Origin of the sequence: Catenisphaera adipataccumulans, from assembly GCF_014202755.1 — a bacterium.
GTDB classification, from domain to species: domain Bacteria; phylum Bacillota_I; class Bacilli_A; order Erysipelotrichales; family Erysipelotrichaceae; genus Catenisphaera; species Catenisphaera adipataccumulans.
Map to the genome: position 1 here is coordinate 171,176 of NZ_JACHHK010000002.1, position 20,038 is coordinate 191,213.

The following is a 20,038-nucleotide window of genomic DNA, read 5'->3' on the forward strand; positions in this document are numbered from 1 at the left end:
GTCAAAAAATAGAGGGGAGGTGAAATTATGCAATTAAAGCGTAATTCTGTTTTGAGGTGGATCGCGTTGTTTTTCTGTCTTGCGGCTTGTTTCTTCTGTTTCCGTATGACAGCATTCGCCGAGGAGACACAGTCTGCTGATGATCCGACCGTTGTTTTGGATCAGGAAACAGACAATGCAGTACAGCAGAGTACACAAAAAGAAAAAAGCATTCAAGAAACAGAAAGCAGTTCGTTATCAACTATAAATGAAACTGCGGAAACGAATGACTCTGACAAGGCGGCAGTTTCAGAGGAAACAGGAGTGAAAAAAGCGTCCACTCCAATAACGACAGCATCTGTCGCAGAAACTGAAACAGTTGAAAAAGGTGATCATGTCTATAACACAGAAATCAGCTCTGGATCAAATCGACTGGGCTATGTGAATGTAGATCCAGACAGTGAGCAGCGTTTGATTGATTATTATTTGAGTGCCTCATACTATGTGTCCGGAAATACAATTGTCGCGGCAAAATCGAAAAATATTATTGCATATATCGTTCCGCAAGGTAAGGATGCAAAAAATTACAATGTTTTTCTTTCAACCGATAGTACGTTACATCTTGATCTTACAGAGGAAATTCTGAAATGGGGACAGGAACATGGAAAAAACTGGACAAAGGAAACATTGATAAAAAACTTTTCTTTTGACTTTAAAGCTGGGGCTTACTTTTATGACGAAAATGGAAAACCAGTCAACTTCATCGATCTTTCATTACCGTATTATGTCACAAATCCGTATGATTCGGGAGAACCATGGATCGACTTTTATTTCCTGAATTCATTTGACTGGAATGACTGGCGGCGAAATGAAGATCAGTCTGTAGATAGAGAAGCGGATCACATCGCCGTCGAACTCAACAATAATTCATTGCGGAAGAACGGAGAAGATCTATTAACATGTTCACTGGACGATCTGCCGTACATATCTGCTGAAGCGAATCCTGCAGGAATTCATTTTGATCCAAATTACAGAGGCATATTAAATGTTGAATTGATCCATCAATTCACCTGTAAGTTTGAGATTGACGGCCAGAAGTATGAAATTTTAATTCATAATCCGAAAGATGTTGAGCAGTTTATTGTTGAGGACGGAACTGTAAAAAGTGAAGAAATGAATACTTCAGATGCGGACATGCGCGCCGAAATCAAGACGACGGATCAAGACGGTACAACTACGATTCGTTCCGATTCAGAGAATGAAACGATTACCGGCGTGGTCCGCGGCGATCAGATCACCTATAAGATCGATCTCGATCTGTCTGCGGAAAGAGAAATGTTGTTTAAGCTGTATCAAGGCATAGCTTTAGAGTACGCGTTTGATGCCGAGTTTTCCGAAGAAGTTCAGCAGTTTTTTGAGGATCACCGAATGGTTTTACCTTGGCTGTATATAAGCGGTCAGCCGAACAGGAAAGCGATTGAATTTTATCCGACAATTACATTTACGTTCACATTACCGAAGGATAAGGATGCAAATGGTAATTATGATTTGATCGTTGATGAAGACGCATTAAAGAATGTTCAGCTGATCCAGGAAAACCCAAACGGTTCGCCTTTATGGCAGCTGGATCCGTCCAAGACGCAATATGATGCAGTAAACCGGATATTGACTTTTACTGCTTATTTATCACCAGATGAAATTGTTCAGGATTTTATTAAAATTGGTGATGATAAAATATTTTATCTTGAGCATGAAAAAGTGTTGACATTGATAAATTCAATGATCGACAGTAAATTGACCGCTGTCATTTCCGGCGTGCGTGTGTCTGACTTGGCAGAAGTGGGAAAACCGTTCACTGTAAAAGCGAAGGTCTCTGGGTCTTTGGACTATATAAATGATTATCTTATAATTCTTGCTGATCCTCCTGCTCCTGCTGCAAAACCGAACCCGGGCGGAGACTTTGAAGATGCAGATGCAGGCTGGGACGAGGATGTTTCCTATCAATCAGCCCGCCGCGCAGTCAGAATGCTTTGTGCAGTGGCTGCAGCTTCCGCAGAAGGCACTTATACAGAAGATGATCTTTATTCACCACTGAATGTTTCTGATTATGATCTGCATCAATTGCTGTTTGGTCATTTTGCCTGGACCCATTTACAGGATCCGTCCACAAAAGACGTTATTCAATCAGAAGACAACTCTGAAGAATTCTGGTACACCGTGATCATTCCGTCGCTGGATATCACGAAAGAAGTCGAAGGGATCAACACAGATCAGGAATTCAATTTTGAACTGAAACTGGATGATGCAGCTATGGCAGGACCGTTCAACGGCACGACCTACAATGCCGAACTGCATGAAAATGGTACAGTTCAAAACATTGCGGTCAACTTCAAGAACGGTGTGGCAACATTCAAATTGAAGAATGGTCAGACCATCCGCATTATTGTTCCGTTCGATACGCACTTCACGTTAAGAGAGACCGATCATAACGGCTACTTTGTTACGATCGACAAGAACGGAAACAGGATCTTCAGTGATACGTTAAGTGGTATCATTGAATCCTACACAAGCCTGGAAGATATCGAAGCAAACAAGAATGCCTATACGTTTACAAATGAGTATGAAGAACCGGAACAACCGGAAGAACCAAAAGAAGCAAACGTAGAGGAAACAAGAAGCACAGGCGTACAGACCGGTGTGATGACACAGACCGGCATGTGGATGGTGCTTGCCCTGGCAAGTATCGTGATCCTGCACAAACAACGTGCGTAAGAAGTACACGGCATCGATGATTCGATGCCGTTTTTAAATGATCGATCTTTCAAAACATTTCATAAACAGAAAAAGCGCCGTTGGGTCGGCGCTTTCTCTGCATATTAGGAAAGGAAGAGATTAGAAAATTACTCGATGGAAATATACTGTTTCGTCTGTTCGATCTTCTGTGCTTCTGTCGGCAGCGTGATCTTCAATTCACCGTTGTCGAACGAAGCTTTGATGTCGCTTTGTTTATAGCGATCACCAATGTAGAAGCTTCTCGAGAACGTTCCTTCATAACGCTCTTTGCGGATCACACGTCCTTTGTCATCCGATTCATCGTTATGACTGTTGCGTGTTGCCGTGACGGTCAATGTACCGTCATTCAGTTCGATTTTGACATCTTCTTTTTTAAAGCCCGGCATTTCCATGTTCAGTTCATAGTTGCCGTCTTTCTCACGAATATCTGTCTTTAACATGCCGTTGGATGGGCTGACATAGTCATTAAATAAATCGTTGAAAAATCCAAATCCCGGATAGTATCTCATAATATTGCCTCCTTTATTCAATCGCAATGTATTGCTTCTGATCTTCTACTTTTGCTGCCTGTGTCGGTAACGTAATCTTCAATTCACCGTTGTCAAACGAAGCCTTGATATCGCTTTGTTTGTAGCCGTCGCCGATATAGAAGCTTCTCGAGCAAGTGCCGGAGTAGCGTTCCTTACGAACAACGCGTCCTTGATCATCCTTTTCTGAAGAATCAGAAGACTTGTTGGCGGTGATGTTCAAATAACCGTCTTTCAGTTCGATCTGAATGTCTTCTTTGCGGTAGCCTGGTACTTCCATGTTCAATACATAGTTACCGTCTTTCTCATGGATATCAGTTCTTAACAGATTCGAGTCTGTCGAGAAAAAGTCATCAAATAAATGAAAATGATCTGGATAATACATCATATGAATTCCTCCTTTATTCAATTTCGATATACTGTTTCGGTTCTTCAACCTTTTCAACTTTACTTGGCAAAGTGATCTTCAGTTCGCCGTTGTCAAAGACTGCCTTGATATCTTCCTGCTTGTAACCATCGCCGATGTAGAAGCTTCTTGAGCAGCTGCCTTCATAACGTTCCTTGCGAAGGAGCTTGCCGTTTTCGTCTTTTTCATCGTTGTTCTGTTTATGCGTAGCAGATATGGTCAGATAGCCATCGTCCAGAGAAATCTTTACATCTTCTTTCTGATAGCCCGGCATTTCCATGTTCAAAAGATAATTTCCGTCTTTTTCCGTGATATCGGTTTTCATGAAACCTCTTGGCTGCGTAAATAAGTCATCAAACAAATCAAAGTGATTTAATTCTGGATATAACATATTAACACCTCCTAGATGATTAGCACTCTTACCTTTCATCTGCTAATACTATAGCACACTTTTTAGCAGTGTCAACACTTAAGTGCTAATTTTTTTTAAAAGATTTTTTTATTGGTATGTTATGATGGAAAATTAAATTTAAATATAATGCCGAATCTTAAAAAGATATATATAAACAATACATTTATATGATATAATATTTATGATCCATAGAGAGGGGTCAAAGAGAAGAAGGGAGGTGTAACTATGTTAGTAAAGCGTAATTCTGTTTTAAGGTGGATCGCATTGTTTTTCTGTCTTGCGGCTTGTTTCTTCTGTTTCCGGATGGCTGCATTTGCCGAGGAAACACAGTCTGTAGATGATCCGGCTGTTGTCCTGAATCAGGAAACAGACAATACAACACAGCGGGATGAACAGACGGAGGCTGTTTCAGAAAAGGAGCAGAATGTTCCGACAGCCGAAACCAGTACATCTACAGAAGTCAGTGATGCAGAAACGATTGATACTGCGGCGGCTGATACTGAAACTGCGAATGATACCACAGAGGAATCAGATACGGCGAAAGCAGCAGAAACTGAGAATGTTGAAAAAGGTGACCGTGTTTACGATACGGAAAACAGTTTCGGATTTGTCTTTATAGGTTATATGAATACAGACACAGTTAGTAAGCAAAGATTAGCTGATTATTTATTGTATTCTTCATGTTACAAACAAGGAAATGTTTATGTTTTTACTAAATCGAATAACATTCTTGTCTATGCTGTCCCAGAGGGTGAGAGCCCGGAAGTTTACAATCTTTTCGCTCCCCCATATTCTGGATTAAGACTGGATTTAACATCTGAAATTCTTAAATGGGGACAGGAGCATGGAAAAAACTGGACAATGGAAACATTGGTAAAGGATTTTACATTTGATTTGAAGACTGGACTGTATTTTTATGATGAAAATGGAAATCCGATCGATTTTTTCGACTTATCACTGCCTGATGCACAGCAGGAGCCATATGTTGGTTATTGGACAAATAGTTCTTATAATCTGACACCACATGAAGACCGCAAATTTGACAAAACAGGAGATCATTTGGTATTTACGGCCGAAAATAATTACTGGTCGCTGGCTGATGAAAACGGCTTAATGAACTGCCCATTACAATATCTAAACGGACTTGAGTTTATACAAGGCACATCGTTTGTTAATTTTAATCCGACTTATAATGGCAAACCTTTCAGAGGTTTACTGAATGTGGAAGCCAGACAGGAAATATTATGCAAATTTGAGATCGATGGACAGAAATATGAAATTTTGATTCATAATCCGAAAGATGTCTCACAATTTGTCGTTGAAGACGGAATCCCAACCGGAAAAGAAGACAAAACCTCAGATGCGGATATGAATGCCGAGATCAAAACAACGGATAAAAATGGCAAAATCACGATTCGCTCTAATTCAGAGAACAAAACGATTACCGGCGTAGTTCGCGGAGATCAAATCACTTACAAGATCGATATCGATCTTTCTTTGGAAAGAGAGATGCTGCAGAAATTGTATCAAGGCATTACTCTATATTGCTACAATCTTGGTGGAGATTATTTGGATGAAGTTAAGCAAATTGCCAAAGAACACAACATCGCTCTGCCTAATCTGTATATGAATACTTTCCGTGATTTGTCAAAGACTGAGGATTTTACTGAATTTTATCCGTCCATTAAGTTTACATTCACATTACCGGATGACAAGGATGCCAACGGCAACTATGATCTGATCGTTGATGAAGATGCATTGAAGAATGTTCAGTTGATTCAGACAAATAACTCTAACAAGAAATATCCATATCCGAAGGATTCGAATCCTTTATGGCGGCTGGATCCGTCCCAGACGGAATACAATGCAGAGAAACGGGAACTGACTTTTGTCGCTTTTATATCACCGGATCAAATCGTTCAGGATTTTATCAAAAAAGAAAATGAAGATACCCAGAAAACAGAGAAGGTACCATATTTCGATCAAGAAAAAGCAATGGCTTTATTGGATTCGATGATCGGTGATCAATTGACCGCAGTCATTTCCGGCGTGCGTGTATCTGACTTAGCAGAAGTAGGAAAACCATTGACCGTGGAAGCGAAAGTTTCCGGATCATTGAATTATATGAATGGTTTTAGGGAATCGATTATTGGTCAGTCAGCACCTTTAGGTGCAAAACCGAATCCGGGCGGAGACTTTGAAGATGAAGACGCAGGCTGGGATGAGGATGTTTCCTATCAATCTGCCCGCCGTGCTGCCAAGGTATTCCGTGCGATGGCTGCTGCTTCAGAACAGGAAAGTTTATATCAGCCATTGAATATTTCTGATTATGACCTGAGTCAGCTGTTGTTTGGTCATTTTGCCTGGACCCATTTACAGGATCCGTCCACAAAAGACGTTATCCAATCAGAAGACAACTCTGAAGAATTCTGGTACACCGTGATCATTCCGTCGCTGGATATCACGAAAGAAGTCGAAGGGATCAACACAGATCAAGAGTTCAATTTTGAACTGAAACTGGATGATGCAGCTATGGCAGGACCGTTCAACGGCACGACCTACAATGCTGAACTGCATGAAAACGGCACAGTCAAAAACGTTGCGGTCAACTTCAAGAATGGTGTGGCAACATTCAAATTGAAAAATGGTCAGACCATCCGCATTATTGTTCCGTTCGATACGCACTTCACATTAAGAGAAACCGATCATAACGGCTACTTTGTTACGATCGACAAGAACGGAAACAGGATCCTCAGTGATACGTTAAGCGGCGTCATTGAATCCTACACAAGCCTGGAAGATATCGAAGCAAACAAGAATGCCTATACGTTTACAAATGAGTATGAAGAACCGGAACGACCGGAAGAATCAAAAGAAGAGAACGTAGAGGAAACAAGAAGCACAGGCGTACAGACCGGTGTGATGACACAGACCGGCATGTGGATGGTGCTTGCCCTGGCAAGTATCGTGATCCTGCACAAACAACGTGCGTAAGAAGTACACGGCATCGATGATTCGATGCCGTTTTTTCTATGGAAGAAATATTGAGAAGATTTGTAAAGGAACATCATATTATTTTTAAAATATTATAAAAATTATGGTGTTATAATAAAAATGATCCATAGAGAGGGTCAAAAAATAGAGGGAGGTGAAATTATGCAAGTAAAGCGTAATTCTGTTTTGAGGTGGATCGCGTTGTTTTTCTGTCTTGCGGCTTGTTTCTTCTGTTTCCGGGTGACAACGTTTGCCGAAGAGACACAGTCTGCCGATGATCCGGCTGTTGTTTTAAATCAAGAAACAGACAATACAGCACAGCAGGATGCACAGACGGAGGCTGTTTCAGAAACGGAGCAGAATGTTTCGACAGCAAAAACCAGTACATCTACAGAAGCCAGTGATGCAGATACGATTGATACTGCGGCGGCTGATACTGAAACTGCGAATGATACCACAGAGGAATCAGATACGGCAGAAGCGACAGAAACTGAGAATGTTGAAAAAGGTGACCGTGTTTACGACACGAAAAACAGTTTCGGATATGTCTATTTAGGTTATGCAAGTAAAGACGCAGTTAGTAAACAACAATTATTCGATATGTTTTTGTATTATTCATACTATAAACAAGGAAATGTTTATGTTTTTACTAAATCGAATAACATTCTTGTCTATGCTGTTCCAGAGGGTGAGAGCCCGGAAGATTACAATGCTTTCACTACCCCATATTCCGAATTAGAATTGGATTTAACATCTGAAATTCTTAAATGGGGACAGGAGCATGGAAAAAATTGGACAAATGAAACATTGGTAAAGGATTTTACATTTGATTTGAAGACTGGACTGTATTTTTATGATGAAAATGGAAATCCGATCGATTTTTTCGACTTTTCAATTCCTTACGCAAAGCCGTATATTAATTATTGGACATATGGTTATTTTACTCTGACATCGGACAGAAAATTTGACACAACAAAGAATAGCGTGATATTCACAGCTGAGAATAATTACTGGTCGTTGGCGGATGAAAACGGCTTTATGAGCTGTCCAATACAATATTTATCCAGTTTTGGTTTTATACAGGAACCGTCACTTGTTCATTTCAATCCATCTTACAATGGCAAACCTTTCAGAGGCTTATTGAATGTGGAATACAGACAGGAAGTGTTATGTACCTTTGAAATCGACGGACAGAAATATGAAATTCTGATCCATAATCCGAAAGATGTCACACAATTTGTCGTTGAAGACGGAATCCCAACCGGAAAAGAAAACACAAAATCCGATGCGGATATGAATGCCGAGATCAAGACAAAGGATCAAAATGGGAAAACCACGATTCGCTCTAATTCAGAGAACGAAACGATTACCGGCGTAGTTCGCGGAGATCAGATCACTTATAAGATCAATATCGATCTTTCTTTGGAAAGAGAGATGTTGCAGAAATTGTATCAAGGCATTGCTCTATATTGCAATTTTGATGGAAATTATTCGGATGAAATTCGGCAAATTGCCAAAGAAAACAATATCGCTCTGCCTATGCCGTATATTTTTTCTTACCGTCTTGATACGCCAAATACTGAGTATACTGCCTTTTATCCATCTATCACGTTTACATTCACATTGCCGGATGACAAGGATGCAAACGGTAACTATGATCTGATCGTTGATGAAGAGGCACTGAAGAATGTACAGCTGATCCAAGAAGATGGAACACCGTTATGGTGTCTGGATCCGTCCCAGACAAAATATGATGCAGAGAAACGGGAACTGACTTTTGTCGCTTATATATCACCGGATCAAATCGTTCAGGATTTTATTGAAATCGAAGAGAACGGAGTCAAGAAAAAAGTACCACATTTCGATCAGGAAAAAGCGCAGGCTTTATTGGATTCGATGATCGGTGACCAATTGACTGCAGTCATTTCCGGCGTACGTGTGTCTGACTTGGCAGAAGTCGGAAAACCATTTACCGTGAAAGCGAAAGTTTCCGGATCATTGGATTATAAGAATGGCTTTGAACTATCGCTTATTGGTCAACCCGTATCAGGTGCGAAACCGAATCCGAGCGGCGGCTTCGAAGATGAAGATGCAGGCTGGGACGATGAAGTTTCCTATCAATCAGCCCGCCGCGCAGCAAAGGTATTCCGTGCGATGGCTTCTGCTTCAGAACAGGAAAGTTTATATCAGCCATTGAATGTTTCTGATTATGATCTGCATCAGCTGCTGTTTGGTCATTTTGCCTGGACCCATTTACAGGATCCGTCCACAAAAGACGTTATCCAGACAGAAGACAATTCCGAAGAATTCTGGTACACCGTGATCATTCCGTCACTGGATATCACGAAAGAAGTCAAAGGAATCAACACAGATCAGGAATTCAATTTCGAACTGAAACTGGATGATGCATCTTTGGCAGGACCGTTCAACGGTACGACCTACAATGCCGAACTGCACGAAAACGGCACAGTCAAAAACGTTGCGGTCAACTTCAAGAACGGTGTGGCAACATTCAAATTGAAGAATGGTCAGACCATCCGCATTATTGTTCCGTTCGATACGCACTTCACATTAAGAGAAACCGATCATAACGGCTACTTTGTTACGATCGACAAGAACGGAAACAGGATCCTCAGTGATACGCTGAGAGGCGTCATTGAATCCTACACAAGCCTGGAAGATATCGAAGCAAACAAGAATGCCTATACGTTTACAAATGAGTATGAAGAACCGGAACGACCGGAAGAATCAAAAGAAGAGAACGTAGAGGAAACAAAAAGCACAGGCGTACAAACCGGTATGATGACACAGACCGGCATGTGGATGCTGCTTGCCCTGGCAAGTATCGTGATCCTGCACAAACAACGTGCGTAAGAAGTACACGGCATCGATAACTCGATGCCGTTTTTTCTATGGTATAATGTTTCCATGGAATTACCGCAGTACATACGATCCATTATTAAACAATTGAACACAGCTGGGTATCAGGCATATGTGGTCGGCGGCAGTGTACGGGATGCTTTATTGGGGAAAAAACCTCATGATTATGACGTTACGACCGATGCCCGTCCGGAACAGATCATCAATCTGTTTGACCATACAGCACCGACCGGCATCAAGCATGGCACTGTAACTGTATTAAGTGAACAGCCTGTAGAAGTGACAACGTTCCGCACAGAATCACAATACCATGATCATCGCCATCCGGACCATGTTGCGTTTGTTTCAAATCTGAAAGAAGATCTTGCCCGCAGGGATTTTACGGTGAACGCTATGGCGTATCATCCGCAAAGCGGTCTGATCGATCCGTTCGGCGGTCAGGAAGACTTGAAAAAGAAGCAGATCCGCTGTGTGGGAGATCCGCGGCAGCGTTTTGAGGAAGATGCCCTGCGCTTGATGCGCGCGCATCGTTTTGCCGCTCAGCTGGATTTTACCATTGAAGAAGAAACCGCAAAGGCCATCGAAGAATGCGCAAATACGATCTGTTATGTGTCTGTGGAACGCATTCGTGAAGAACTGTTTAAGATTCTGCGATATAATGCCTATGAAATTGAAAATATGACAAAGTTATTGTCAAATTGGATGCCAGAATTGGAGACGTGCAAAGCGTGTGAACAGAATACGCCTTGGCACAATGCCAATGTGCTTCATCATATTCTTGCATCCGTTACATACCTCAACCCTTTTGATGAGACATTGGCATTGACTTTGTTATGTCACGATCTAGGCAAGCCCGCATGTAAGACGACAGTAGACGGCATCGACCATTTTAAAGGTCATCCGCTTGTCAGTGCACAGATTGCTAAACGAATCTGCCGGGATCTCAAATGTACCCGCAGACAGCAGGAAGTGATCCCGTTGCTTGTGCGTTACCACGATGTTAAAATGAAAGACCCATTAGGCGTGGTCTTCCGTTTTCGGGTCCAGTACCAATGGGACGATGAAAGAATGCAGCAGCTGCTGGAAGTGAAGCGCTGCGATTTGATGGCGCATTCTGAATTCGGACGGCGCAGTCTCCGCCTGCTTGACCGGCTGAAAGAAGTATACCAAGAATGCTTGGAACAAAGGCCGATGACATTACAGGAACTGGCCATCGACGGCAGTGACGTCAGCCGTGCCGGATTTCAAGGCAAAGAGATCCGCAATGTCCTGCAGAACTGCCTGGAATATTGTTTCTATCATCCAGATCAAAACAATCGGGAATTTTTATTGCCGTATATCGAGCAGGATCCATGGAAACTATCCTCTTAATTATGTTTTTTCTTGAAGAGACCGTAAGACTTTGTAAAATCAGCACCAATGTGCTGATTTTTTTATGATTATTAATAATATGTAAAAAAGAAGTAGTATTGATGTTATATAAAAAATAGATGGTATAATAGATTTGACCTATAGAGAGGGTCAAAGAGAGAAGGGAGGTGTAACGATGTTAGTAAAGCGTAATTCTGTTTTAAGGTGGATGGTGTTGTTCTTCTGTCTTGTGGTTTGTTTCTTCTGTTTCCGTGTTGCAGCATTTGCCGAGGAGACCCAGTCCGTTGATGATCCGGCCGTTGTTCTGAATCAGGAAACCGACAGTACAGCACAGCAGGATGCACAGACGAAAGCTGTTTCAGAAACGGAGCAGAAAGCTCCTGCAGCAAAAACCAGTACATCGACAGCTATCAATGATGCAGAGACGAGTAAGACTGCGGCAGCGAATGATGCTACAGAACAACCGGTTACTGAACAAGCAGCTGCAGAGAGCCAAACTGTTGAAAAAGGTGATCAAGTTTACAGCACCGAAAAAAGTCGTGGATTTGTTTATATAGGTTACAAGAGTAAAGATTCAGTCAGTCAGCAAAATATCCGCAATGATTTACTGTATTCCTCATATTATCGTTATGGGGATTTTGGTGTCCTGGCAAAATCGAAAAATATTATTGCCTATATTGTTCCAGCGGGTGATGATCCGAAACTTTACAACAATTTATTCATTCCAAATTCTGGTTTTGCTTTAGAGGTGCCAGATGAAATTCTTTTGTGGGGACAGCAGCATGGAAAAAACTGGACAAAAGATACATTGATAAAAAATTTTATTCTTGATTATAGAATCAAAATATATTTTTATGATGAAAATGGAAATCCAGTCGACTTCATTGATCGTCCGCAAGAACATGGGATGGATTCAGACGATTGGAATCAAGTGGACAAAAGTAGTTTTCATTATGAGATATATAATGAATATATCCATGTACCAAGCAAAAACGAAACAGATTTAGATATTGCGGCGGATCATTTGATATTTACTGCTGTAAATAACTATTATCAGGATAGTGCCGGTTCGAAAACTTGCAGGATTGGAGAAATGACACAGGTTAATAAATTTGGCTCAAGATTTCTAGAGTCTGTCTTTTTCCCGTGGTTTCATTTCAATCCAAATTACAGAGGTAAACTGAATATTGAATTTAGACAGGAAGCTTTATGCAAATTTGAGATTGATGGGCAGAAGTACGAAATTTTATTCCACAACCCGCGAGATGTTGCGGAGTTTGTCGTAGAAGACAATACCACAAAAAATGACCGTACCGATGCATCAAATGCAGATATGAACGCCGAGATCAAAACAACAGACCAAAACGGTAAAACCACAGTTCGTTCTAATTCAGAAAACGAAACAATTACTGGCGTAATTCGCGGAGATCAAATCACTTACAATATCAATATTGATCTTTCTACCGAAAGAGAAATGCTGCTCAAACTGTATCAAGGTATTGCATTACACAACAATCCGGATGCCAAATATTCGGATAAAGCTCTGGAACAGGCGGAAAAACTTCATATAACTCTGTCTCAGTTAATTTATTGGGCTTTTAGTAATGATGAGGAAAACAAACTATTCCACCCAACGATTACATTTACGTTCACGTTGCCAAAAGACAAAGACGCAAACGGAAACTATGATTTGATTGTTAATGAAGATACACTGAAGAATGTTCAGTTGATCCAGGAAAATCCGAATGGATCGCCTTTATGGCAAATCGATCCATCTGAAACAACTTACAATGCGAATCTTAGGGAGTTAAAGTTTACAGCTTATTTATCGCCGGATCAAATCATTCAGGATTTCGATGAAAGTAAAGATGATTTAGAGGAATGGTATGCATCCGTTCTGAAACTTTTAAACTCGATGATCGGCAGTAAACTGACTGCGGTCATTTCAGGCGTGCGTGTGTCTGATTTGGCAGAGGTCGGAAAACCATTTACCGTGAGAGCTAAGGTCTCTGGGTCTTTGGATTATACGAAAAGTTATGAATTATTAGTTGGGCCGACACATCCTGTTGGTGCGAAACCGAATCCGGGCGGCGGCTTCGAAGATGCGGACGCAGACTGGGACGACGAAGGTTCTTTTAAATCAGCCCGACGCGCGGTCAGAATGTTCCGCGCAATGGCCGCTGCTTCTGCAGATGATGCCTATACAATGAATGATCTGTATTCAGTATTGGATTCAACAGATTATGATTTCCATCAATTACTGTTCGGTCATTTTGCCTGGACCCATTTACAGGATCCGTCCACAAAAGACGTTATCCAGACAGAAGACAATTCCGAAGAATTCTGGTACACCGTGATCATTCCGTCACTGGATATCACAAAAGAAGTCAAAGGAATCAACACAGATCAAGAGTTCAATTTTGAACTGAAACTGGATGATGCATCTTTGGCAGGACCATTCAACGGCACGACCTACAATGCCGAACTGCATGAAAACGGTACAGTCCAGAACGTTGCGGTCAACTTCAAGAACGGTGTGGCAACATTCAAATTGAAGAATGGTCAGACCATCCGCATTATTGTTCCGTTCGATACGCACTTCACGTTAAGAGAAACCGATCATAACGGCTACTTCGTTACGATCGACAAGAACGGAAACAGGATCCTCAGTGATATGCTGAGAGGCGTCATTGAATCCTACACGAGCCTGGAAGATATCGAAGAAAACAAGAATGCCTATACGTTTACAAATGAGTATGAAGAACCGGAACGACCGGAAGAATCAAAAGAAGAGAACGTAGAGGAAACAAGAAGCACAGGCGTACAGACCGGCATGATGACACAGACCGGCATGTGGATGGTGCTTGCCCTGGCAAGTATCGTGATCCTGCACAAACAACGTGCGTAAGAAGTACACGGCATCGATAACTCGATGCCGTTTTTTCTATGGTATAATGTTTTCATGGAAATTGTCATTTTGATCATCTTAGTTATCATTATGGTCTGCCTGATCCTGCTGATCGGAATGCTCCGGACGCAGAACGAACGCCAGATCCAAATGGGCATGACCCATCAGGAAACCCGTGACCGCCAGGAAAGCGAAGAGAAAATGCTCATGAACTTATCCAATCAGGTCGTTTCAATGCGCCGGGAACAGGCGGCTGCTTCCCAGACGACCGACCGCGTGTACGAAGATATTCAGCGCATGAATCGCGTGATGACCAATACGAAATCCCGCGGCAGCTGGGGCGAGTATCAGCTGAACATGCTGCTGGATGTATATGTCGGGCATCAGAAGCAAATCTATGAAACCCAGTATCATCTGGCCAACGGGAAGATCGCGGATGTTGCTCTGCATCTGCCCGACAGTTCAAAGGTGTTGTGCATCGATGCGAAGTTTCCGATGGAGAACTTTGAGAAAGGCAATGAAAAAGAATTTGCGCGAAATGTAAAAAAACATATCCACGACGTTGCGGAAAAATACATCACCCCGCAGACCGCGGACCAAGCCTTGTTGTTTATTCCCAGCGAGGCTGTTTACCAATATATCTGTTCTGAGGCGACCGATCTGCTCAATGAGGCGCTGACCAGCCACGTGCTGCTGACCTCACCGACGACCCTGGTCGGCGTCCTTTATACACTGATGGAATCAACGCGGGATTTCTACCGTGCCGAACATATGAAAGAAATCGAGAAAAACATTCTTGCCCTGCTGGAAGATGCAGATCGCTTGTGTGAACGCAGCGAAAAGGCAGAAAAATCATTGCGTGCGCTGACGGAGCACTTTCATAAAGTATCCGTCTCTGCCGGTAAGATCGCCGGCCGCATGCATGCACTTGCGGAAGGAGAAACAGACGAATGATCACAACCATGAAAGGCAATCTCACCGGGCTGGATTTTGACATCATCGTCGATCCCAATGATGAGACACTGACTGCTGATGTCAATTCAGTCAGCCGAAAAATATTTCGGGAAGCAGGCTATGAAATGAGCATGCACTGCCGCAATTTGGATGGCTGTGCTGTTGGGCATGCCAAAATGACGCTGGGTTTTCGTCTGCCTTCGCTGGCCGTCATCCATATGGCCGTGCCGCACTATATTGACGGCGAACACAACGAAGACATCTATCTGGAAGCGTGCTACTGGAATACCATGTGCATGGCCTATGAATTTATGGAACACAATCACATGGAAAAAGTGCACATCGCCTTTCCGGACCTGCCGACTTATCCATACCACTTTCCGCGGGAGGAAGCCTGCCGGATCGCGGTAGATGCCGTCAACCGCATCCAGCGGGAATATCCGGACACCCAGGCCGTCCAGGTTTCATTCATCTGTGACGATGAACAGAGCTACCTGGTCTATAAGAAGGAGCTGAGGAGTCGATGAGATCCGCCGTGGAGCAGTCGCACGCCTTTCTCAGACCGGTGCTCCATGCGCAGGCAGTCTGCATCGATGCTACGCTGGGAACCGGTCGGGATACGGCTTTCTTTCTGGCCTGCGGCGCCCGTAAAGTCTATGCCTATGAAATTCAGGAAGATGTCTTTCAGACGACCATGCGGCAATTTGATCAGAGGGTCATCGGCCGGTGTCATTCGCATGAATACATCGATGAGATCGAAGAACCTGTTGATGCCGTGATCTTTAACTTCGGCTATTGTCCCGGACATGATCCGGCGATCATGACCCAACCGGAAACCAGCCGGATCGCGGTCAGAAAAGCGGCCGATCGGCTGCGCCTAAAAGGACGCATGGCCCTGGTCTTCTATCCGCATCCGCAGGGAAGAGCAGAGGCTGAAACCATCGAAACCATGCTTCATACCTGGCCGCTCGATCAGTTTCAGATCGTGAAGGTCCGATCCTTTCATCCGGATGCGCCGTATTGGATCGGCATCGAAAAGAGGCGATAATATGTGCGGACAATTTCATTTAACCAAAGAAAACGCAGTCTGGATCCGTCATCGGTTCCCCTTCCGCGGCCGGAACTACACGACGGGCAACGTGTACCCAGGCAATCGGGCCCTGCTCTTGATGAAAGACAAAGAGATTTTTTCTTGTGAAAAAGAATGGGGATTCGATCTGTACGGCAAACGCATCATCAATGCGCGCAGTGAAACCGCAAGTGAAAAGAAACTGTTCAAAGACAGTCTGGCCCGGCGGCGCTGTCTGGTCGTCGCAGATGCGTTCTATGAATGGGATGCCGCCCATCAGAAAGTCACTTTCTACCGCCCGGAGGAACGAATGTATTTAGGCGGAGCGGTCAGCGGAGATCGTTTTGTGATCCTCACGCAGGCGCCGAATGACTCGGTCGCACCGGTGCATGATCGGATGCCTGTGGTCCTGCGCGAAGCGCAGATTCAGGACTGGTTCGAAGACAATTATCAGGAAATCATACAATCTGAAAAGCCGGGCTTTGAAATCGACCGGCCTTACCACCAACAAGCTTTGTTTTAAGAAAGGAACGAGAGATATGTCTGTTTTAACGATCGTTTTGATTGTGTTGTTTGCGCTGCTGGCAGGCATCGAAGGTGTGCTGGATGAATTCCAGTTCCATCAGCCGCTGGTCGCCTGTACATTGATCGGTCTGGCGACCGGATACCTGCGCGAAGGCATTCTGTTAGGCGGCAGCCTGCAGATGATCGCATTGGGCTGGGCCAACATCGGTGCTGCCGTAGGCCCGGATGCCGCGCTGGCCGGTGTGTTAGGCGCGGTGATCCTTTCGAAAGGACTGGCCGGCGGTGCACCGGCAGAAGCTTCCTTTTATACGGCCATTGCGCTGGCTATTCCGCTCAGTGTGATCGGCGTTTACGAAACTTCCTACTGCCGGAACAAAGCCATCGGGATCGTGAAAAATATGGACGCGGCCGCAGAGCGGGCGGATTTCAAACGCATTGAACAGCTGCAGCGCCGTGCGATCTTGATGCAGGGCATGCGTGTTGCCATCCCGGCATTGATCTTGTGCCTGATCCCGGCCTCCGGCTTTGCCGCACTGATCCATGCACTGCCGCAGTGGCTGACCGAAGGCATTGCGGTCAGTGTCGGTTTCTTAGCAGCCGTTGGCTTTGCGCTGCTCATCAATACGATGGCCTCCAAAGAAACCTGGCCGTTTTTCGTGCTGGGCTTTGTGCTGGCCGGCCTTGATTTTACGCTGATCGGCTTGAGCATCATCGGCCTGGCACTGGCACTCTTATTTGTGAGCCTGAAGAAAACAGATGAACATGGCGAATCACTGGATTCGATCTTGAAATAAACCAGAAAGCGAGGAGCTTCCATGGCCAAAGAAAAAACAAATCATATCGTTATTGCGAAACAAGTACAAAAACGGTTCGATACCGTCTGGGATGACTATCAGATCCTCTTTTTTCAGGCTCCGTGCGGATACGGAAAAACGGTTTCCGCCAAAATGCTTCTGAAAAAGAAAAACGTCAGCTATCGCAGCTGCCGTCAGCCGCGCAGCCTGCTGACGCCGCTGGCACCGGGAATTGAAGCCGTGATCATCGATGATCTGCAAGATCTGGAAAATCAGAATGCGGTTCCTGCCATCGATGCGATGATCAAAACCAATCCGGAGGTGCATTTCTTGTTCCTCAGCCGCGGGGCACTGCCCGACTTTTTGATCCCGTATCAAATGAGTAATACACTGGCCCAGTTTGAACCACAGATTTTTATTCTCGACCGTGATGACTTCGGTAAGTGTATCACCGACTATGGTCTGCATATCTCGCAGACAGATATTGACCGGATGTACAAGGAAGCCAACGGCTGGCCGGCCGCCGTCACATTGGATATGGGCCGCCTGCGCGAAACGGGCCATTTTTCCGGAGAAGCACGCATGCAGATCTATCAGGATGCCTATGCCTATATCAATAAAGAAGTTTTCCGACGTTTTGACCGGAACATGCGGACCTTCTTACTGCGCCTGGTCCCGTTTGAATCATTCAGCGCCGAAATGGCGCACATCGTCTGCCCGGATACCGATGTACGGGCATACATCAACCGCATCTTCCGGGAAACGAGCATGTTCGTGTTCAAGGACGTGGACGAGTACCGGCTGTTGGAGCCGTTCCGTGACTTTCTGCATTGGATCATGTACCAAGAATGTACACAGGAAGAAATCAAGGAAATTTACTATCGGGCTGCTTTGTGCTTTGAACTGCAGGGCGATTATCTGAATGCGCTGAAGTGCTATGAAAAGATTCATAATACCCAGATGATTTCTGAATTGTTGATCAAATATTCCGGACAGCGCCCGGATTTTGGTTATTACTATGATCTATTAAAATATTATCGGCAGCTGCCGGAAGAAACGATCAAAAATAACGCAAAACTCATCTGCAGTATGAGCATGTTGGAGTCGCTGGACGGCGATTACGAACGCGGCAGCTACTGGTATCAGGCACTGGTTAAATATGAGCACCGCCTCGATCCCGACGATCAGGAACGGATCGAAGCCGGCCGCTGCCTTTATTATTTAGACTTTGCTTTGCCGCAGCACAATCATAAAGATTTGGTCAACGGCGCCCTGCGTGCGGCTGCCTATGCCAAGGGAACCGGACAGGAGATGCCGGTCTTCAGTCTGACCGGCCTGCAGCCAGGTTTTTTAAGCGGCTCCAAAGATTTATGCCCGCTGCTGGAGGAACTGATGTCTATCGGGGAAGATAAAAAAGCGTATTTTGACCGGGTCTTCGGAAAGCATGGCTTTGAATTGATCCGGGTCCTGCAGTGTGAATATCGTCTGGAATGCGGCGAAGATATTTCGGACCGTCTGCTTATGGGCATATCGACCATGCATGAAATGCAGCGGCAGGACCGGCCGGACATCGAATTTGCGACCATCGGGATCTTGATCCGTTCTCAGATCGCCAAAGGCGATATTGTCGGTGCCCTGAATCTGATGCAGAACGTATATGATGATTTCCATGAACGCGGTCTGAAGGTCTATATGGGCAATCTGAAAGCTCTGCGCTGTCAGCTGTACTTATATCACAATGAGATCGAAGCAGCCAAAAGCTGGCTGAAAACTTCACCGGACAGCCTGACAAGTTTTAAAACACTCTATCGTTTCCAATATCTAACCAAAGCCATGATTCAGATCACCTTAGGAAAGATCGACGAGGCGCTGATCCTTTTAGCGCAGGTTTACCAATTTGCGGAAAACGGTGACCGGACCATCGATCGGATCCAGATCCTTACTTTGATGGCCATTGCCCGGTATCGCTGGAACAACACCCTATGGAGACAGAATCTCAGCGATGCGCTGGAAGCAGCGGAACCCTATCAGCTGGTTGCGGTGATCGGCCGGTACGGCACTGCCGTCGTACCGCTGCTGGAGGAACTGAAGTGGAAAGGCAGAAAGTCATTCTATGATGCGGTAAAAGAAAATGCCCGCAAGTATGCGGTCCATTATCCGCACTTTATGGAATCACCGAAAGCACAGCCAAAGATCCACCTGACACCGATGGAACAAAACGTCCTGCGCCTGGTCTGCCAAGGCATGCGCAATCAAGAAATTGCCGATCTTCTGAACGTCCAGTTATCAACGGTCAAGACCCATGTCTATCACATCATGCAGAAGCTGCAGGTGAAAAACCGAACCGCTGCCAGAGAAGCCGCGGAACAATATCATTTATTGGATCTCAATGAAAATCAATAAAAAATGCAGATACGAATGTATCT

At 44.3% G+C, this 20,038-nt stretch carries 14 protein-coding genes; 11 read left to right on the top strand and 3 right to left on the bottom strand.

Annotated features, from left to right (window positions below; genetic code table 11):
* The first annotated feature begins 27 nt into the window (after positions 1-27).
* Complete coding sequence (locus HNQ47_RS02900; protein WP_183327369.1) at positions 28-2,751, top strand: DUF7601 domain-containing protein; 2,724 nt, start codon at positions 28-30, stop codon at positions 2,749-2,751.
* A gap of 128 nt (positions 2,752-2,879) precedes the next feature.
* Here HNQ47_RS02900 and HNQ47_RS02905 read toward each other — a convergent pair whose 3' ends face one another.
* From HNQ47_RS02905 to HNQ47_RS02915, 3 genes are read right to left on the bottom strand one after another with little or no spacing between them, the layout of a single operon-like run.
* Positions 2,880-3,281 carry an Hsp20/alpha crystallin family protein gene (locus HNQ47_RS02905; RefSeq protein WP_183327372.1) on the bottom strand — a complete coding sequence of 134 codons (402 nt, stop codon included), beginning with the start codon at positions 3,279-3,281 and terminating at the stop codon, positions 2,880-2,882.
* Between the two features lie 13 nt (positions 3,282-3,294).
* Positions 3,295-3,687, bottom strand: coding sequence for an Hsp20/alpha crystallin family protein (locus HNQ47_RS02910; RefSeq protein WP_183327374.1), 393 nt, complete (start codon positions 3,685-3,687; stop codon positions 3,295-3,297).
* 13 nt (positions 3,688-3,700) lie between these two features.
* Positions 3,701-4,096 carry an Hsp20/alpha crystallin family protein gene (locus HNQ47_RS02915; RefSeq protein WP_183327376.1) on the bottom strand — a complete coding sequence of 132 codons (396 nt, stop codon included), beginning with the start codon at positions 4,094-4,096 and terminating at the stop codon, positions 3,701-3,703.
* A gap of 246 nt (positions 4,097-4,342) precedes the next feature.
* Between HNQ47_RS02915 and HNQ47_RS02920 the strand changes: the two genes are divergently transcribed.
* The 10 genes from HNQ47_RS02920 (at position 4,343) to HNQ47_RS02965 (ending at position 20,015) form a co-directional block, all read left to right on the top strand.
* Positions 4,343-7,111 (top strand): DUF7601 domain-containing protein, encoded by a 2,769-nt coding sequence (locus HNQ47_RS02920; protein ID WP_183327378.1) that lies wholly within the window; start codon positions 4,343-4,345, stop codon positions 7,109-7,111.
* A gap of 162 nt (positions 7,112-7,273) precedes the next feature.
* Positions 7,274-9,985, top strand: coding sequence for a DUF7601 domain-containing protein (locus tag HNQ47_RS02925; protein WP_183327380.1), 2,712 nt, complete (start codon positions 7,274-7,276; stop codon positions 9,983-9,985).
* Between the two features lie 54 nt (positions 9,986-10,039).
* Positions 10,040-11,362 carry a CCA tRNA nucleotidyltransferase gene (locus HNQ47_RS02930; RefSeq protein ID WP_183327382.1) on the top strand — a complete coding sequence of 441 codons (1,323 nt, stop codon included), beginning with the start codon at positions 10,040-10,042 and terminating at the stop codon, positions 11,360-11,362.
* A gap of 175 nt (positions 11,363-11,537) precedes the next feature.
* Complete coding sequence (locus HNQ47_RS02935) at positions 11,538-14,270, top strand: DUF7601 domain-containing protein (RefSeq protein ID WP_183327384.1); 2,733 nt, start codon at positions 11,538-11,540, stop codon at positions 14,268-14,270.
* A 54-nt stretch (positions 14,271-14,324) separates the two neighbouring features.
* Positions 14,325-15,224, top strand: a complete 900-nt coding sequence (gene rmuC / locus HNQ47_RS02940; protein WP_183327386.1) for a DNA recombination protein RmuC — start codon at positions 14,325-14,327, stop codon at positions 15,222-15,224.
* On the top strand, positions 15,221-15,751 hold the full coding sequence (locus HNQ47_RS02945) for a macro domain-containing protein (RefSeq protein ID WP_183327388.1): 531 nt from the start codon (positions 15,221-15,223) through the stop codon (positions 15,749-15,751). Before rmuC ends, HNQ47_RS02945 begins: the two co-directional genes overlap by 4 nt.
* Positions 15,748-16,272, top strand: coding sequence for a tRNA (mnm(5)s(2)U34)-methyltransferase (locus tag HNQ47_RS02950; RefSeq protein WP_183327390.1), 525 nt, complete (start codon positions 15,748-15,750; stop codon positions 16,270-16,272). The genes HNQ47_RS02945 and HNQ47_RS02950 overlap by 4 nt, the downstream gene beginning before the upstream one ends.
* Position 16,273: 1 nt before the next feature.
* The gene (locus HNQ47_RS02955; RefSeq protein ID WP_183327392.1) at positions 16,274-16,816 is read left to right on the top strand and encodes an SOS response-associated peptidase; all 543 of its coding nucleotides are present in this window, start codon (positions 16,274-16,276) and stop codon (positions 16,814-16,816) included.
* 16 nt (positions 16,817-16,832) lie between these two features.
* Complete coding sequence (locus HNQ47_RS02960; RefSeq protein WP_183327394.1) at positions 16,833-17,612, top strand: mannose/fructose/sorbose family PTS transporter subunit IIC; 780 nt, start codon at positions 16,833-16,835, stop codon at positions 17,610-17,612.
* 21 nt (positions 17,613-17,633) lie between these two features.
* Entirely contained in the window at positions 17,634-20,015 is a 2,382-nt protein-coding gene (locus HNQ47_RS02965; RefSeq protein WP_183327396.1) for a LuxR C-terminal-related transcriptional regulator, read from the top strand.
* The last annotated feature ends 23 nt before the right edge of the window (positions 20,016-20,038 follow it).